Here is a 15298-nt window from a genome sequence, read left to right as displayed (position 1 = left end):
AATTCTACGTGCTTCGTTCGGTACTGGCACCCCATGCGCAACATGGGGTGCCAATTCGTTCAGCGTTGGTTCAACGAACGCGCGGGCCGATGAAGCGGCTGGTGGATTCCTTGCTGATGGACGGGTCGTCCACCGACTGGATGGTGAAGCTGATCTCGTTGGTGGTGGAGGGCAGCTTCTCCGGCTCGATGGACAGTTCCACCGGCATGGTGAAGATGTCCCCGGCGGCGACCGAGATTTCCTTCTTGCCTTCCAGGATCAGGCCGTCCATGCCCTTGGCGCTGAGCACGTAGGTGTGGTCCTTCTGGTCCTTGTTCATGACCTTCAGGCTGTACACGTTCTCGATCCGGCCTTCGGCGTTCTCGCGGTAGAGCACGCGGTCCTTGCTGACGTCGAAGCCCACCAGCGGGCGCAGGACGATGGCGGTAATCAGCAGGCCGATCATGATGCACAGGGCGATGGCGTAGCCGATCAGGCGCGGGCGTACCAGGTGGGTTTTCTGGCCCGACAGGTTGTGCTCGGTGGTATAGCTGATCAGGCCCCGCGGGTAGTTCATCTTGTCCATGATGCTGTCGCAGGCGTCGATGCAGGCAGCGCAACCGATGCACTCGATCTGCAGGCCGTCGCGGATGTCGATGCCGGTCGGGCAGACCTGTACGCACATGGTGCAGTCGATGCAGTCGCCCAGGCCCTGGGCCTTGTAGTCGACGGTCTTCTTGCGCGGGCCACGCTTCTCGCCACGACGCGGGTCGTAGGAAACGATCAGGGTGTCCTTGTCGAACATCACACTCTGGAAGCGCGCGTAGGGACACATGTAGATGCATACCTGCTCGCGCAGCCAGCCGGCGTTGCCGTACGTGGCGAGGGTGAAGAAGCCGACCCAGAAATAGGCCCAGCCGTCTGCCTGGCCGGTGACCAGATCGCTCAGCAGTTCGCGCATCGGGGCGAAGTAGCCGACGAAGGTCAGGCCGGTCACCAGACCGATCAGCAGCCAGAGGCCGTGCTTGGCGATCTTGCGTAGCAGCTTGTTGCCGCTCATGGGCGCCTTGTCGAGCTTCATGCGCTGGTTGCGGTCACCCTCGGTGACTTTCTCGCACCACATGAAGATCCACGTCCACACGCTTTGCGGGCAGGTGTAGCCGCACCAGACGCGGCCGGCGAACACGGTGATGAAGAACAGGCCGAACGCGCTGATGATCAGCAGGCCGGAGAGAAGGATGAAGTCCTGCGGCCAGAAGGTCGCGCCAAAGATGTAGAACTTGCGCTCGGGCAGGTCCCAGAGAACCGCCTGACGACCGTTCCAGGTCAGCCACACGGTACCGAAGTAGAGGAGGAAGAGGAGGGCGCCCCCGGCCATGCGGAGGTTGCGGAAGAACCCGGTAAAGGCTCGGGTGTAGATCTTTTCCCGGGAGGCATAAAGGTCGACGCTTTCACCCTTGCCCTTGGTGGGCGGAGTGACGTCCTGGACCGGAATTTGTTTGCTCATCAGTGCATTCCACGGCAGCGGGAGGGCGCCCTGTCGATACATGCCGAGAGGGTCAGAAATATGCTTGCACGCCTAACAATGATACGGCGTGGTGGGTGTTGCAACCGTGCGACAGTTGGTCGCGCAAGGAATTATGGACCCAGAAATAGAGCGGCGCCGGTGTAGAAACCGGCGCCGCTGGGTGTCGCTCTGGGTGTAGGAAGAAGAGGCTTATTCGGCGCTCTTCTCACCTTCGCCATGGGACAGGCTGTACACGTAGGCAGCGAGCAGGTGAACCTGGTCTTTGCCCAGACGCTCCAGCTGAGCCGGCATCTGGCCCTGACGGCCGTAGCGGATGGTCTGCTGCAGCTGAGCGAAGCTCGAGCCGTAGATGAACGCAGCCGGGTGGGTCAGGTTCGGCGCGCCCATGGCGGCGGTGCCTTTGCCTTCGGCGCCGTGGCAAGCCACGCAGTTGGTGGAGAAGATCTTCTGGCCGTTGGCGACCTGCTCGTCAGTCACGCCTTCGGGCAGCTTGCGGCCGTCCAGCTTGGTGGTGACGAAGGCAGCTACGTCATGAACGCCCTGGTCGCCGATGACTTCGCCCCAGGCCGGCATGGCCGCGTGGCGACCGCCTTCGATGGTTGCGATGATGTCCTTCGGCTCGCCGCCCCAGCGCCAGTCGGCGTCGGTGAGGTTCGGGAAGCCGTGGGCACCCTTGGCGTCGGAACCGTGGCAGACGGAGCAGTTGGAAGCGAACAGGCGGTTACCCATTTTCAGGGCCTGCTCGTCCTTGGCCACTTCCTCGATCGGCATGGCGCCGAACTTGGCGTACAGCGGGCCGTACTTCTCATCGGCCTTGGCCATTTCCTTTTCCCACTGGTGCACACCGGTCCAGCCTTGTTCGCCGTTGGCGAATTCGGCCTTGTCCTGGTAGCCCGGCAGCAGGCCTTTCCAGTTGCCCAGGCCCGGGTACAGGACCAGGTAGCCGAGGGCGAAGATGAAGGTGGCCACGAACAGCATGAACCACCACTTCGGCAGCGGGTTGTCGTACTCCTCGATGCCGTCGAAGGCATGGCCGACGGTTTCATCGGTGGCTTCGTTGCGCTGACCGCGACGGGTGGCGAACAGCAGCCACGCCAGGGCGAAGATGGTGCCCAGGGTAAGTACGGTGACGTACAGACTCCAGAAGGTTGTCATTCTTTGTTGCTCCTAGAAGCTTGCTCTTGCTCGACGTGCTTTTTGGCGACCGGGTCATCCGCGAAGGGCAGCAGGGCGTCTTCGTCGAAGCGCTCCTTGCGTTTGCCGCCATAGGCCCAGAGCAGGACGCCGACGAAGGCGACCATGACTACTACAGTGCCGATACCGCGAATGGTCCCGATATCCATCACTGTCACCGTTTGCTCTTGATGATGGTGCCGAGGCCTTGCAGGTAGGCGACGACAGCGTCCATCTCGGTCTTGCCTTTGACGGCATCACGGGCACCGGCGATGTCTTCGTCGGTGTAAGGCACGCCCAGCGTACGCAGGGCTTCCATTTTCTTCGCCGTGTCCTTGCCGTCGAGCTTGTTCTCCACCAGCCAGGGGTAGGAGGGCATCTTCGATTCCGGCACTACGTTGCGCGGGTTGTACAGGTGAGCGCGGTGCCAGTCGTCCGAGTAGCGGCCGCCGACGCGGGCCAGGTCCGGACCGGTACGCTTGGAGCCCCACAGGAACGGGTGATCCCAGACGCTTTCACCGGCGACGGAGTAGTGGCCATAGCGCTCGGTCTCGGCGCGGAACGGACGGACCATCTGCGAGTGGCAGCCAACGCAGCCTTCGCGGATGTAGATGTCACGGCCTTCCAGCTCCAGCGCGGTGCGCGGCTTCATGCCCTCGACCGGCTTGTTGGTCACGTCCTGGAAGAACAGCGGAACGATCTGGGTCAGACCGCCGATGCTCACCGCAATGACCATGAAGAAGGCCAGAAGGCCGATGTTCTTCTCGACTACTTCGTGCTTCATCAGTGAGCTCCTACAGCGGGGATCTGGGCAGCGGCATCGGCGTCAGCCAGTTTGAAACCGCGCACAGTACGGAAGGTGTTGTAGGCCATCAGCAGCATGCCGGAGGCGAAGAAGGCGCCGCCCAGAGCACGGACGATGAAGCCCGGGTGGCTGGCCTGCAGGGCTTCCACGAAGGAGTAGGTGAGGGTGCCGTCGGCGTTGATCGCGCGCCACATCAGGCCCTGGGTGATGCCGTTGACCCACATGGAGGCGATGTACAGCACGGTACCGATGGTAGCCAGCCAGAAGTGGGCGTTGATCAGGCCGATGCTGTGCATCTGCTCGCGGCCGAAGACCTTCGGAATCAGGTGGTACAGGGAGCCGATGGAGATCATCGCAACCCAGCCCAGAGCGCCGGCGTGTACGTGGCCGATGGTCCAGTCGGTGTAGTGCGACAGGGAGTTGACGGTCTTGATGGCCATCATCGGGCCTTCGAAGGTGGACATGCCGTAGAAGGCCAGGGAAACCACCAGGAAGCGCAGGATCGGGTCGGTGCGCAGCTTATGCCAGGCGCCCGACAGGGTCATCATGCCGTTGATCATGCCGCCCCAGCTCGGAGCCAGCAGGATCAGGGACATCACCATGCCCAGGGACTGGGCCCAGTCCGGCAGGGCGGTGTAGTGCAGGTGGTGCGGACCGGCCCAGATGTACAGGGTGATCAGCGCCCAGAAGTGCACGATGGACAGGCGATAGGAGTAGATCGGACGCTCGGCCTGCTTCGGAACGAAGTAGTACATCATCCCGAGGAAGCCGGTGGTCAGGAAGAAGCCCACGGCGTTGTGGCCGTACCACCACTGGATCATCGCGTCGGTGGCGCCGGCGTAGACCGAGTAGGACTTGAACCAGGTCACCGGCAGTTCCGCGCTGTTCACGATGTGCAGCATGGCGGTGACGAGGATGAAGCCGCCGTAGAACCAGTTGCCCACGTAGATGTGCTTGGTCTGGCGCTTGACGATAGTGCCGAAGAACACCACGGCGTAGGTGACCCAGACGATGGCCAGCAGGATGTCGATCGGCCATTCCAGCTCGGCGTACTCCTTGGAGGAGGTGTAGCCCAGCGGCAGGGTGATGCCGGCCAGCACGATCACCGCTTGCCAACCCCAGAAGGTGAAGGCCGCGAGGCTGTCAGAAATCAGGCGGGTCTGACAGGTGCGCTGTACGACGTAGTAGGAAGTTGCGAAGAGAGCACAGCCGCCGAAGGCGAAGATCACCAGGTTGGTGTGCAGCGGACGCAGGCGCCCGAAACTGGTCCAGGGAAGGTCCAGGTTCAACTGGGGCCAAACCAACTGTGAGGCGATGTAAACACCCACCCCCATTCCAAGTATCCCCCAGACCACCGTCATGATGGCGAACTGGCGGACGACCTTATAGTTATAAGCAGTCGGACTGATTGCTGTGCTCATTCTAAGGTTCCACGGTTTTTGGATTTTATGGACAAAAAAACGGCGGCAAGTATGGAGAAAGCAGGTGGCCATTGCAACGCGCCGGGCCTTGGCACGGTGCCGGTTCGACGCCTGCTCCGAAGCGCTTTGCGCCGCTGTTTGCGCCTGTTTCGAGTCGCCCGTACCAACCTGGGAAGTGGGTCAGGTTAGTCGTATTGCAGGTTTGCGAATGGAATCCAGCTTAGACGTGAACCGGAAGGGTGTGAAGAAAGGAGATAGAGAGGGTGCGACACTTCGTCGCGATATTGCGGGGGTAAGAAACTCGCGCCCGTTTTAATGGGCGCGAGTTGGGGGCGGGGAGTTTACTTCGCCTGGCCGGAAATGTTGTAGATGTAACCGGCGAGAATGTGCACTTTGTCTTTGCCCAGGTATTGCTCCTGCGCTGGCATCTGGCCCTGGCGGCCGTGGCGGATGGTCTGCTGCAGTTGTGCGTAGCTGGAGCCGTAGATGAAGGCGCCCGGGTGGGTCAGGTCAGGCGCACCCATGATCGGGTTGCCCTTGCCTTCCGGACCATGGCAGGCGACACAGGTGGTAGCGAACAGCTTGCCGCCGTTGTCGACGTTGTCCGCAGTCACACCTTCGGGCAGCTTGCGGCCGTCGAGGTTGGCGGTGACGAACGCGGCGACGTCCTGAACGCCTTTCTCGCCCAGTACTTCGCCCCAGGCCGGCATGGCAGCGTGACGGCCACCGAGGATGGTGGTCTCGATGTCCTGGGCGGTACCGCCCCAGCGCCAGTCGCTGTCGGTCAGGTTCGGGAAGCCCTGGGCGCCTTTGGCGTCGGAGCCGTGGCAGATGGAGCAGTAGGTGGCGAAGAGGCGCTCGCCCATTTTCATGGCTTGCGGGTCTTTTGCCACTTCTTCCACGGGCATGGCGGCGTATTTGGCGAAGATCGGGCCGTATTTTTCCTTGGCCAGGGCTTCTTCGCGCTCCCATTGCTTGTCCTGGGTCCAGCCGCCGTCGTAACCCGGCAGGATGCCTTTCCAGGTGCCCAGGCCCGGGTAGAGGACCAGGTAGCCGGCGGCGAACACGATGGTGCCGACGAACAGCAGGAACCACCACTTGGGCAGCGGGTTGTCGTATTCCTCGATGCCGTCGAAGGCATGGCCCATGGTCTGGTCGGTGGTGTTCGAGGACTGCCCGCTGCGGGTGGCGAATACCAGCCACAGCAGGGCGATCAGCGAGCCGACTGTTAGAACGGTGATGTACAGACTCCAGAAGGTAGTCATGCGTTGTTGCTCCTAGAAGCTTGCTCTTGCTCAGCGTGACGCTTGGCTGCCGGGTCATCCGCGAAGGGCAGTAGCGCGTCTTCGTCGAAGCGCTCCTTGCGTTTGCCGCCGTAAGCCCAGAGCAGTACGCCGACGAAGGCCACCATCACGATGACGGTGCCGAGGCCGCGAATGGTCCCGATATCCATGCTGTCACCGCTTGTTCTTGATGGAGGTGCCGAGGACCTGCAGGTACGCGACCACCGCGTCCATTTCGGTCTTGCCTTTGACGGAATCGCTGGCGCCAGCGATGTCGTCGTCCGTGTAGGGCACGCCCATGACACGCATCACTTCCAGTTTCTTCGCCGTGTCCTTGCCGTCGAGCTTGTTCTCGACCAGCCAGGGGTAGGCGGGCATCTTCGATTCCGGCACCACGTTGCGCGGGTTGTACAGGTGCGCGCGATGCCAGTCGTCCGAGTAGCGCCCGCCGACGCGGGCCAGGTCCGGACCGGTACGCTTGGAGCCCCAGAGGAACGGGTGGTCCCAGACGCTTTCGCCGGCGACGGAGTAGTGGCCGTAGCGCTCGGTCTCGGCGCGGAACGGACGGATCATCTGCGAGTGGCAACCTACGCAGCCCTCGCGGATGTACACGTCACGGCCTTCCAGTTGCAGCGCGGTGTAGGGCTTCATGCCTTCCACCGGGGTGTTGGTGACGTCCTGGAAGAACAGCGGAACGATCTGGGTCAGGCCGCCGATGCTGACGGCGACGGCCATGCACAGGGCCAGCAGGCCGACGTTTTTCTCGAGTATTTCGTGTTTCATGTCGGACTCCTCAGGCCATCTGCGCCGCGGCTTGCATTTCGGCCGGCTTGGCGGCCGCTACGGTGCGCCAGGTGTTGTAGGCCATGACCAGCATGCCCAGCAGGAAGATGGCACCACCGATCATCCGCACGATGAAGCCGGGGTGGCCGGCGGCCAGGGCTTCGACGAAGGAGTAGGTGAGGGTGCCGTCGGAGTTCACTGCGCGCCACATCAGGCCCTGGGTGATGCCGTTGACCCACATCGAGGCGATGTAAAGAACGGTGCCGATGGTGGCCAGCCAGAAGTGGGTGTTGATCAGGCCCACGCTGTGCATCTGCTCGCGACCGAAGACTTTCGGGATCATGTGGTAGAGCGAGCCGATGGAGACCATGGCTACCCAGCCCAGAGCGCCGGCGTGTACGTGGCCGATGGTCCAGTCGGTGTAGTGGGAGAGGGCGTTGACTGTCTTGATGGCCATCATCGGGCCTTCGAAGGTGGACATGCCGTAGAAGGCCAGGGAGACCACCAGGAAGCGCAGGATCGGGTCGGTGCGCAGCTTATGCCAGGCGCCGGAGAGGGTCATCATGCCGTTGATCATGCCGCCCCAGCTCGGAGCCAGCAGGATCAGGGACATCACCATGCCCAGCGATTGCGCCCAGTCCGGCAGCGCGGTGTAGTGCAGGTGGTGCGGACCGGCCCAGATGTAGACGGCGATCAGCGCCCAGAAGTGCACGATGGACAGGCGATAGGAGTAGACCGGACGCTCGGCCTGCTTGGGAACGAAGTAGTACATCATCCCCAGGAAGCCGGCGGTCAGGAAGAAGCCCACGGCGTTGTGGCCGTACCACCACTGGATCATGGCGTCGGTGGCGCCCGAGTACAGCGAGTAGGACTTGGTCAGGCTGACCGGGATTTCCAGGTTGTTGACCACGTGCAGGATCGCCACGGTCAGGATGAAGCCGCCGAAGAACCAGTTGCCCACATAGATGTGCTTGGTCTTGCGCTTCATCAGCGTGCCGAAGAAGACGATGGCGTAGGAAACCCAGACGATGGTGATCAGGATGTCGATCGGCCATTCCAGCTCGGCGTACTCCTTGGAGGAGGTCATGCCCAGCGGCAGGGTGATGGCGGCACACAGGATCACCAGCTGCCAACCCCAGAAGGTGAAGGAAGCGAGCGTGTCGGAGAACAGGCGGGTCTGGCAGGTACGCTGCACCGAGTAGTAGCTGGTGGCGAACAGTGCGCAGCCGCCGAAGGCGAAGATCACCGCGTTGGTATGCAGCGGACGCAGGCGGCCGAAGCTCGTCCACGGTAAGCCGAGGTTAAGGTCCGGCCACACCAGTTGCGCGGCGATCAGGACACCGACGGCCATGCCGACGATCCCCCACACCACTGTCATAATGGCGAACTGGCGGACCACCTTATAGTTATAAGCGGTCTGATTGGTTGTGCTCATTTATGGGCTTCCATCCACGGTTATGGGCTATGCCCATCCCGGCAAGGTTTTTTACGGCTTACGGCGTATGCCGCCCCTCCCCCTTGGGATAGGTACTAATTCGGAATTAGCGGAGTGAAGGATGGATAAAGGCACTTCCCGGAATATTGATTCGGATCAATTGGCACCTGAGACCCCTGTCGCGGGCGCCTGCGGTCCTTTGTCGCTGCTGCGGAACCCGGCACAGCGCGCACTGTCGGCGACGCTGGTTCTGGCGCACGGAGCGGGTGCACCGATGGACAGCCCGTTCATGGACGACATCGCTGCGCGCCTGGCCGAAAGGGGTATCTCCGTGGTGCGCTTCGAGTTCCCCTATATGGCTATGCGCCGCAAGGATGGAAAGCGCCGCCCGCCGAATCCGCAGAAGCAGTTGCTCGAGTGCTGGCGGCAGGTTTACGCGCAGGTCCGCGCCGAGGTGCCGGGCAAGCTGGCCATTGGGGGCAAGTCCATGGGCGGGCGGATGGCCAGCTTGCTGGCGGACGAACTGGGCGCTGATGCGCTGGTCTGTCTCGGCTACCCGTTCTATGCCGCCGGCAAGCCGGAGAAACCGCGCGTCGCGCACCTGGCCGATCTGCAGACGCCGACCCTGATCGTGCAGGGCGAACGTGATGCGCTGGGTGATCGGCCCACGGTCGAAGGCTATTCGCTGTCGCCGGCGATCCACCTGCACTGGCTGGCCGCTGCCGACCACGACCTCAAACCGCTCAAGGCTTCCGGGGTGACCCACGAGCAGCATCTGGAAAGCGCAGCCGCGAGGATCGAAGCTTTCCTATTGCGCTAATCGGTCCTTAATGCACGCGTTCCTATCCTCGCCGGCGTCGGCTCCCTGCAGTCGACGCCCCGCATCCAGAGGACAGGCCGAACGCTGCCATGAACCCCGATTACGCTGAACGCATTGCCACCCAACCCTTCCGATACTCCCCCGGCGCCGCGCACAGCCTGTTGTTGACTGGCGCGACCGGCTTCCTTGGCGGCTCCGTTGCCGCTCACCTGATCGCCGACGGTCACAGCCTGTCGCTGCTGTTCCTCGTTCGAGCAGAAAATCCGGAACTGGGCCTGGAGCGGCTGCGCGACAACTTGCGCCTGCACTGCGTGCCGGAGACTGCGCTGGAGGGCCTTCAAGAGAGCCAGATACTCTGCGGCGACCTGCTGGACACTGCATGGATGCAGGGCGAGCGCGCTCGCCTGATGCGCGTGGAGCAGGTAATCAACTGCGCCGCCGTGGCCTCGTTCTCGAAAAACCCGAGCATCTGGCCGGTAAACGTCGAGGGCACCTTCGCGTTTGCCCGCCTGCTCAGCCAGTCGCGCAACCTCAAGCGCTTCCTTCATGTGGGCACCGCCATGTGCTGCGGCCCGCAGCGCGAGTCGCCAGTGCGTGAGTCCTGGGATTTCCCCGACAGCGAAGAGCAACTGGTGGACTACACCGCCTCCAAGGCCGAGATCGAGCGGCGCATGCGCGAGGAACTGCCGTCGTTGCCGCTGGTGGTGGCGCGCCCCTCCATCGTGGTTGGGCACCGCGAACTGGGTTGCCGTGCGTCGGGGAGTATTTTCTGGGTGTTCCGCATGGGTTTCGCCCTGGAGAGCTTCACCTGCGGCCTGGACGAGCAGATCGATGTGATCCCGGTGGACTACTGCGCCGAAGCGCTGGTAGCCCTGGCGCTGAAGCCGACACTGAGCCACAGCCTCTACCACATCTCTGCCGGCCACGGTTCGGCGTGCACCTTCGGCGAGATCGATCGCGCTTATGCCGACGCTCGTGGCGAGGAGCCTGTGGGCGAGCGTTATCGCAAGGTCAGCAGCGAGGACCTGCGCGAGTTGGCCGGCAGCTTCGAGAGCCGCATCGGCAAGGCCAACCCACGCCTGGTGCTGCGGGCGTTACGCCTATACAGCGGCTTCGCGGACCTCAACTACCTGTTCGACAACCAGCGTCTGCTGGATGAGGGCATCGCCGCGCCGCCGCGCTTTACCGACTACCTCGACGTGTGCGTGCACTCCTCGCGGGATGTCAGCATTCCGGCTCAGATGCAGTGGGACTTCAAGTAGCTAAATAGGCATCCGCTGCAGGAGCGCGCCATGCCCGCGATCGCGCGCATGGCGCGCTCCTACAAGTCGTCCAGCAGGCCCGTACTCAGCGGTTGAACCGCTCCACCAGCGAGTACTGGCGGTGCGCAGTCTGCGTCAGCTCCTCGCTGAGCAGCGCGGTGCGCTGGGCCTCGCCGGAGGTCTGGTCGGCCAGGTTGGCGATGGTGCTGATGTTGCGGTTGATCTCTTCCGCCACGGCGCTCTGTTCCTCGGCAGCGGCGGCGATCTGGGTGGCCATCTCGGTGATGTTGGCCACCGCGTCGCTGATCCCCACCAGCGCGTTGTCCGCCTGCAGCACGCGCTCCACGCCTTCGTCGGCCTGGCGGCGGCCGGAGTCCATGGCGCGCACCGCCTCGGTGGCGGTGTTCTGCAGGTTGGCGATGAGCTGGTGAATCTGCCCGGTGGACTCGGCAGTGCGCTGGGCCAGGGAGCGGACTTCATCGGCGACCACGGCGAAACCGCGGCCCATCTCGCCGGCGCGGGCAGCTTCGATGGCGGCGTTGAGCGCCAGCAGGTTGGTCTGGTCGGCGATGCCCTTGATCACGTCCACCACGCCACCGATCTGCTCGCTGTCGCGGGCCAGTTGGCTGACTGCTTCACCGGTTTCGCCCACGGAGCTGGAAAGACGCTGCATGGCCTCGCGCGTCTCGGCGGCGATCTGCCGGCCTTCGGTGGTCAGGTTGTTGGCCTGGCGCGTGGCGTCGGCGGTGCGCTGCACGTTGTCGGCCACTTCCTGGGTGGTGGCGGCCATCTGGTTGACGGCGGTGGCAACCTGCTCGGTTTCCTGGCGCTGGCGGTCCAGCCCGGCGGAGCTGTGGTGGGCCAGGGAGTCGGCTTCACGGGCCTGCTCGGTGAGCGTTTCGGCGGTGTCCTGCAAACGGGTCAGGCAGGTCTTCAGCCGCGCTTCCTGGCTGAGGATCGACATTTCCAGGCGTGCCTGGGCACCACGGCTGTCGGTGTACATCTGCGCGATCAGCGGGTCGGATGTAGTCTGCTCGGCCAGGCGCAGCAGGCGTTTGAGCCCGCGTTGCTGCCAGCCCAGGCCTGCCAGGCCCAGCGGGATCGAGAGCAGTGCGGCGAGCAGGAAGCCCCAGTGGGAGTTCAGCCAGACGCCGATGAGGAAGCCGATCTGGCCGATCAGGATGAACGGCAGCCAGTCCAGCAGCACCGGCAACCAGCGGTCGCGGGCGGGGATGGCCGACTTGCCGGCATTGATCCGTGCATACAGCGCCTCGGCGCGGCGTACCTGTTCGGCGGTCGGCTTCACTCGCACCGATTCGTAGCCGACGATCTCGTTGTGCTCGTACATCGGCGTGACGTAGGCGCTGACCCAGTAATGGTCGCCGTTCTTGCAGCGGTTCTTGACGATGCCCATCCAGGGGCGGCCTTTCTTCAGGGTCGTCCACATGTGTGCGAACACCGCCGGTGGCACGTCCGGATGTCGCACCAGGTTGTGCGCGGCACCCACCAGCTCCTCGCGGGAGAAGCCGCTGATGGCGCTGAAGGCATCGTTGACGTAGCTGATGACACCGCGGGCGTTGGTCGTGGAGATCAGCCGCTGTTCGGCGGGGAAGGTGCGTTCACGCTGGGTGATCGGCTGGTTGTTGCGCATCAGGCTGGGGTCTCGGAGAAGGGCGAATTGGCACGTCTGTCCAGCTTATCGGCCGCTGGATCGAAAATTTGATGGCGATCACAGAAAAATGTCAGAAGAGTGACGCCGAGAGAATGACGATAGCGTATCGCCATCGGTCACGGAAATGAAACGAAAGAAGGAGGGCGGCGGCCCGTTGCAGGCCGCCGCACCGCTTTAGATCAGGCTGCGCAGCACGTAGTGGAGGATGCCGCCGGCCTTGAAGTACTCGACTTCGTTCTGGGTATCGATGCGGCAGAGCACCTCGAAACTGTCCTGGCTGCCGTCCTCGCGCTTCACCGTGACCTTGAGGTTCATGTGCGGCTTCAGCTCGCCCGACAGGCCGCTGATGCTCAGCACTTCCTTGCCGGTCAGCTTCAGCGCCTTGCGGTCCTGGCCGTCCTTGAACTGCAGCGGCAGCACGCCCATGCCTACCAGGTTGGAGCGGTGGATACGTTCGAAGCTTTCGGCGATCACGGCTTTCACGCCCAGCAGGTTGGTGCCCTTGGCCGCCCAGTCGCGGGACGAACCGGTGCCGTATTCCTTGCCGGCGACGATCACCAGCGGGGTGCCGTCCTGCTGGTAACGCATGGCGGCGTCGTAGATCGCCAGCTTGTCGCCGGTGGGAACGTAGAGCGTGTTGCCGCCTTCCTCGCCGCCGAGCATCTCGTTCTTGATGCGGATGTTGGCGAAGGTGCCGCGCATCATCACCTCATGGTTCCCACGGCGCGAGCCGTAGGAGTTGAAGTCGGCGTAAGCCACGCCGTGCTCGCTGAGGTAGCGGCCGGCGGGGCTGTCCTTCTTGATGTTGCCGGCGGGGGAGATGTGGTCAGTGGTCACCGAGTCGCCCAGTACCGCGAGGATGTTGGCGCCCTGGATATCCGCGACTTTCGGTGGCGCCTCGGCGATGTGCTCGAAGAACGGCGGATGCTGGATGTAGGTGGAATCGTCCTGCCAGGTGTATGTCTGGGCGTCCGGCACCTGGATCGCACGCCATTTCTCATCGCCCTGGAAGACTTCGGCGTACTCCTTGTGGAACATCGCCGTGTCGACCTTCTGTACGGCGTCGGCAATTTCCTTCTGGGTCGGCCAGATGTCCTTCAGATAGACCGGTTGGCCATCCTTGCCGGTGCCCAGTGGGTCTTTCGTCAGGTCGGTGCGTACGCTGCCGGCCAGTGCATAGGCGACCACCAGCGGCGGCGAGGCCAGCCAGTTGGTCTTCACCAGCGGATGAACGCGGCCCTCGAAGTTGCGGTTGCCGGAGAGCACCGAGGCGACGGTCAGGTCCGCCTGCTGCACGGCCTTCTCGATGGGGTCGAGCAGCGGGCCGGAGTTGCCGATGCAGGTGGTGCAGCCGTAGCCGACCAGATCGAAGCCCAGCTCGTCGAGATAACGGGTCAGGCCGGCGGCGTGGAAGTACTCGGTGACCACCTTGGAGCCGGGAGCCAGGGAGCTCTTCACCCAGGGCTTGCGCTGCAGGCCTTTCTCCAGCGCCTTCTTCGCCAGCAGGCCGGCGGCCATCATCACGCTGGGGTTGGAAGTGTTGGTGCAGGAGGTGATGGCGGCAATCACCACGGCGCCGTTCTTCAGCCGATAGGTGTGGCCGTCGTGCTGGTAGTCAGCCTCGCCGGTCTGGGCTGCCGCGCCCACGGCGGCGCCACCACCACCCTCGCTGAGCAGGCGGCCTTCCTCGGTGGAGGCGGGTTTGATCTGCAGGCCGAGGAAGTCATCGAAGGCCTGGCTGACATGGCCGAGGGCGACGCGGTCCTGCGGGCGCTTGGGCCCGGCGAGGCTGGCCTCGACGTCGCCCATGTCCAGTTGCAGGGAGTCGGTGAATACCGGTTCGTGGCCTGTCTCGCGCCACAGGCCCTGGGCCTTGCTGTAGGCCTCCACCAGTTTGACCGCGTCGTCCGGGCGACCGGACAGGCGCAGGTAGCCCAGGGTGATGTCGTCCACCGGGAAGAAGCCGCAGGTGGCGCCGTACTCCGGGGCCATGTTGGCGATGGTGGCGCGGTCGGCCAGCGGCAGGTCGGCGAGGCCGTCGCCATAGAACTCGACGAATTTTCCGACGACACCTTTCTTGCGCAGCATCTGGGTGACGGTCAGCACCAGGTCGGTGGCGGTGATGCCTTCCTTCAGCTTGCCGGTCAGCTTGAAGCCGATCACCTCGGGAATCAGCATCGACACCGGCTGGCCGAGCATGGCCGCTTCCGCCTCGATGCCGCCAACGCCCCAGCCGAGTACGCCGAGGCCGTTGATCATGGTGGTGTGCGAGTCGGTGCCGACCAGGGTGTCGGGGAAGGCGTAGGTACGGCCGTCCTCGTCCTTGGTCCAGACGGTGCGCCCCAGGTACTCCAGGTTGACCTGGTGGCAGATGCCGGTGCCCGGCGGCACCACGCGGAAGTTGTCGAAGGCGTTCTGCCCCCAGCGCAGGAAGGCGTAGCGCTCGCCGTTGCGCTCCATCTCGATCTCGACGTTCTGGGCGAAGGCGGACTGGCTGGCGAACTTGTCCACCATCACCGAGTGGTCGATGACCAGGTCGACGGGGGACAGCGGGTTGATCTTCTGCGGGTCGCCGCCGGCCTTGGCCATGGCGTCGCGCATGGCGGCGAGGTCGACTACTGCCGGTACGCCGGTGAAGTCCTGCATCAGCACGCGGGCGGGGCGGTACTGGATCTCGCGCTCGGAGCTGCGGGTCTTCAGCCAGCCGGCCAGGGCTTTGAGGTCGTCGCCGGTGACGGTGTTGCCGTCCTCCCAGCGCAACAGGTTTTCCAGCAGGACTTTCAGGGACATGGGCAGCTTGCCCAGGTCCCCCAGACTCTTCGCCGCTTCAGGCAGGCTGTAGTAGTGATAGGTCTTGCCGGCGACCTCAAGGGTGCGCAGGCTGTTCAGGCTATCCACTGCGGGCATGACATTCTCCTCAGGCTTGGATTCTGCTCGTGATCGGCGGCGCGGCCGAATCAACGGCGCACTGGCGATACTTGGCGAAGGAGGGCGCTAACGTCCTGATCCATCGCAGGCCTACTTCAGACAGGCCGCAATCGGGGGCAATCTTCGCCAGGCAGGGCAATCATCGGGCAGTCTTCTGGCGGGCTGGGCCAGACCACTCAAGCTAGACCGCCCGAAGGGGTATTGCCATC

The 15298-nt window shown here is 63.7% G+C and carries 13 protein-coding genes; 2 read left to right on the top strand and 11 right to left on the bottom strand.

Annotated features, from left to right (window positions below; all coding sequences use genetic code 11):
• Positions 1 to 70 precede the first annotated feature (70 nt).
• From ccoG to ccoN (IB275_RS19230), 9 genes are all read right to left on the bottom strand, one after another.
• Positions 71 to 1486, bottom strand: a complete 1416-nt coding sequence (gene ccoG / locus IB275_RS19270) for a cytochrome c oxidase accessory protein CcoG (protein ID WP_192294942.1) — start codon at positions 1484 to 1486, stop codon at positions 71 to 73.
• A gap of 210 nt (positions 1487 to 1696) precedes the next feature.
• A complete protein-coding gene (gene ccoP, locus IB275_RS19265) occupies positions 1697 to 2662 on the bottom strand; it encodes a cytochrome-c oxidase, cbb3-type subunit III (protein WP_081518549.1) in 966 nt (321 codons plus the stop codon).
• Positions 2659 to 2850, bottom strand: coding sequence for a cbb3-type cytochrome oxidase subunit 3 (locus tag IB275_RS19260; protein WP_024763940.1), 192 nt, complete (start codon positions 2848 to 2850; stop codon positions 2659 to 2661). Before IB275_RS19260 ends, ccoP (IB275_RS19265) begins: the two co-directional genes overlap by 4 nt.
• Before the next feature lie 5 nt (positions 2851 to 2855).
• Positions 2856 to 3464, bottom strand: a complete 609-nt coding sequence (gene ccoO, locus IB275_RS19255; RefSeq protein WP_017516817.1) for a cytochrome-c oxidase, cbb3-type subunit II — start codon at positions 3462 to 3464, stop codon at positions 2856 to 2858.
• Positions 3464 to 4906, bottom strand: coding sequence for a cytochrome-c oxidase, cbb3-type subunit I (gene ccoN / locus IB275_RS19250; RefSeq protein ID WP_081518548.1), 1443 nt, complete (start codon positions 4904 to 4906; stop codon positions 3464 to 3466). Before ccoN (IB275_RS19250) ends, ccoO (IB275_RS19255) begins: the two co-directional genes overlap by 1 nt.
• 341 nt (positions 4907 to 5247) lie before the next feature.
• On the bottom strand, positions 5248 to 6171 hold the full coding sequence (gene ccoP, locus IB275_RS19245) for a cytochrome-c oxidase, cbb3-type subunit III (RefSeq protein ID WP_138214736.1): 924 nt from the start codon (positions 6169 to 6171) through the stop codon (positions 5248 to 5250).
• The gene (locus IB275_RS19240; protein WP_017516305.1) at positions 6168 to 6359 is read right to left on the bottom strand and encodes a CcoQ/FixQ family Cbb3-type cytochrome c oxidase assembly chaperone; all 192 of its coding nucleotides are present in this window, start codon (positions 6357 to 6359) and stop codon (positions 6168 to 6170) included. Before IB275_RS19240 ends, ccoP (IB275_RS19245) begins: the two co-directional genes overlap by 4 nt.
• Before the next feature lie 4 nt (positions 6360 to 6363).
• Complete coding sequence (ccoO, locus tag IB275_RS19235; protein ID WP_192294941.1) at positions 6364 to 6972, bottom strand: cytochrome-c oxidase, cbb3-type subunit II; 609 nt, start codon at positions 6970 to 6972, stop codon at positions 6364 to 6366.
• A 10-nt stretch (positions 6973 to 6982) separates the two neighbouring features.
• On the bottom strand, positions 6983 to 8407 hold the full coding sequence (gene ccoN, locus IB275_RS19230) for a cytochrome-c oxidase, cbb3-type subunit I (protein WP_192294940.1): 1425 nt from the start codon (positions 8405 to 8407) through the stop codon (positions 6983 to 6985).
• A gap of 121 nt (positions 8408 to 8528) precedes the next feature.
• Here ccoN (IB275_RS19230) and IB275_RS19225 point away from each other — a divergent pair, with 121 nt between their 5' ends.
• Together IB275_RS19225 and cprA are read left to right on the top strand one after the other, a co-directional pair.
• Positions 8529 to 9227, top strand: a complete 699-nt coding sequence (locus IB275_RS19225; RefSeq protein WP_225601980.1) for an alpha/beta family hydrolase — start codon at positions 8529 to 8531, stop codon at positions 9225 to 9227.
• 89 nt (positions 9228 to 9316) lie between these two features.
• Positions 9317 to 10489 carry a cationic peptide resistance protein CprA gene (gene cprA / locus IB275_RS19220; RefSeq protein WP_225607787.1) on the top strand — a complete coding sequence of 391 codons (1173 nt, stop codon included), beginning with the start codon at positions 9317 to 9319 and terminating at the stop codon, positions 10487 to 10489.
• Between the two features lie 85 nt (positions 10490 to 10574).
• Here cprA and IB275_RS19215 read toward each other — a convergent pair whose 3' ends face one another.
• Positions 10575 to 12140, bottom strand: coding sequence for a methyl-accepting chemotaxis protein (locus IB275_RS19215; RefSeq protein ID WP_081518545.1), 1566 nt, complete (start codon positions 12138 to 12140; stop codon positions 10575 to 10577).
• A 195-nt stretch (positions 12141 to 12335) separates the two neighbouring features.
• Complete coding sequence (gene acnA / locus IB275_RS19210) at positions 12336 to 15068, bottom strand: aconitate hydratase AcnA (protein WP_192294939.1); 2733 nt, start codon at positions 15066 to 15068, stop codon at positions 12336 to 12338.
• Positions 15069 to 15298: the final 230 nt, after the last annotated feature.

Source organism: Pseudomonas sp. PDM21 (assembly GCF_014852505.2).
GTDB lineage: Bacteria > Pseudomonadota > Gammaproteobacteria > Pseudomonadales > Pseudomonadaceae > Pseudomonas.
This window is presented reverse-complemented; position numbering and strand designations above follow the sequence as displayed.

Excerpts from the sequence above, each read along its gene's own strand:
- ccoG (WP_192294942.1), bottom strand. The coding sequence starts at position 1,486 with ATGAGCAAACAAATTCCGGTCCAGGACGTCACTCCGCCCACCAAGGGC.
- ccoP (WP_081518549.1), bottom strand. The coding sequence starts at position 2,662 with ATGACAACCTTCTGGAGTCTGTACGTCACCGTACTTACCCTGGGCACC.
- IB275_RS19260 (WP_024763940.1), bottom strand. The coding sequence starts at position 2,850 with ATGGATATCGGGACCATTCGCGGTATCGGCACTGTAGTAGTCATGGTC.
- ccoO (WP_017516817.1), bottom strand. The coding sequence starts at position 3,464 with ATGAAGCACGAAGTAGTCGAGAAGAACATCGGCCTTCTGGCCTTCTTC.
- ccoN (WP_081518548.1), bottom strand. The coding sequence starts at position 4,906 with ATGAGCACAGCAATCAGTCCGACTGCTTATAACTATAAGGTCGTCCGC.
- ccoP (WP_138214736.1), bottom strand. The coding sequence starts at position 6,171 with ATGACTACCTTCTGGAGTCTGTACATCACCGTTCTAACAGTCGGCTCG.
- IB275_RS19240 (WP_017516305.1), bottom strand. The coding sequence starts at position 6,359 with ATGGATATCGGGACCATTCGCGGCCTCGGCACCGTCATCGTGATGGTG.
- ccoO (WP_192294941.1), bottom strand. The coding sequence starts at position 6,972 with ATGAAACACGAAATACTCGAGAAAAACGTCGGCCTGCTGGCCCTGTGC.
- ccoN (WP_192294940.1), bottom strand. The coding sequence starts at position 8,407 with ATGAGCACAACCAATCAGACCGCTTATAACTATAAGGTGGTCCGCCAG.
- IB275_RS19225 (WP_225601980.1), top strand. The coding sequence starts at position 8,529 with ATGGATAAAGGCACTTCCCGGAATATTGATTCGGATCAATTGGCACCT.
- cprA (WP_225607787.1), top strand. The coding sequence starts at position 9,317 with ATGAACCCCGATTACGCTGAACGCATTGCCACCCAACCCTTCCGATAC.
- IB275_RS19215 (WP_081518545.1), bottom strand. The coding sequence starts at position 12,140 with ATGCGCAACAACCAGCCGATCACCCAGCGTGAACGCACCTTCCCCGCC.
- acnA (WP_192294939.1), bottom strand. The coding sequence starts at position 15,068 with ATGCCCGCAGTGGATAGCCTGAACAGCCTGCGCACCCTTGAGGTCGCC.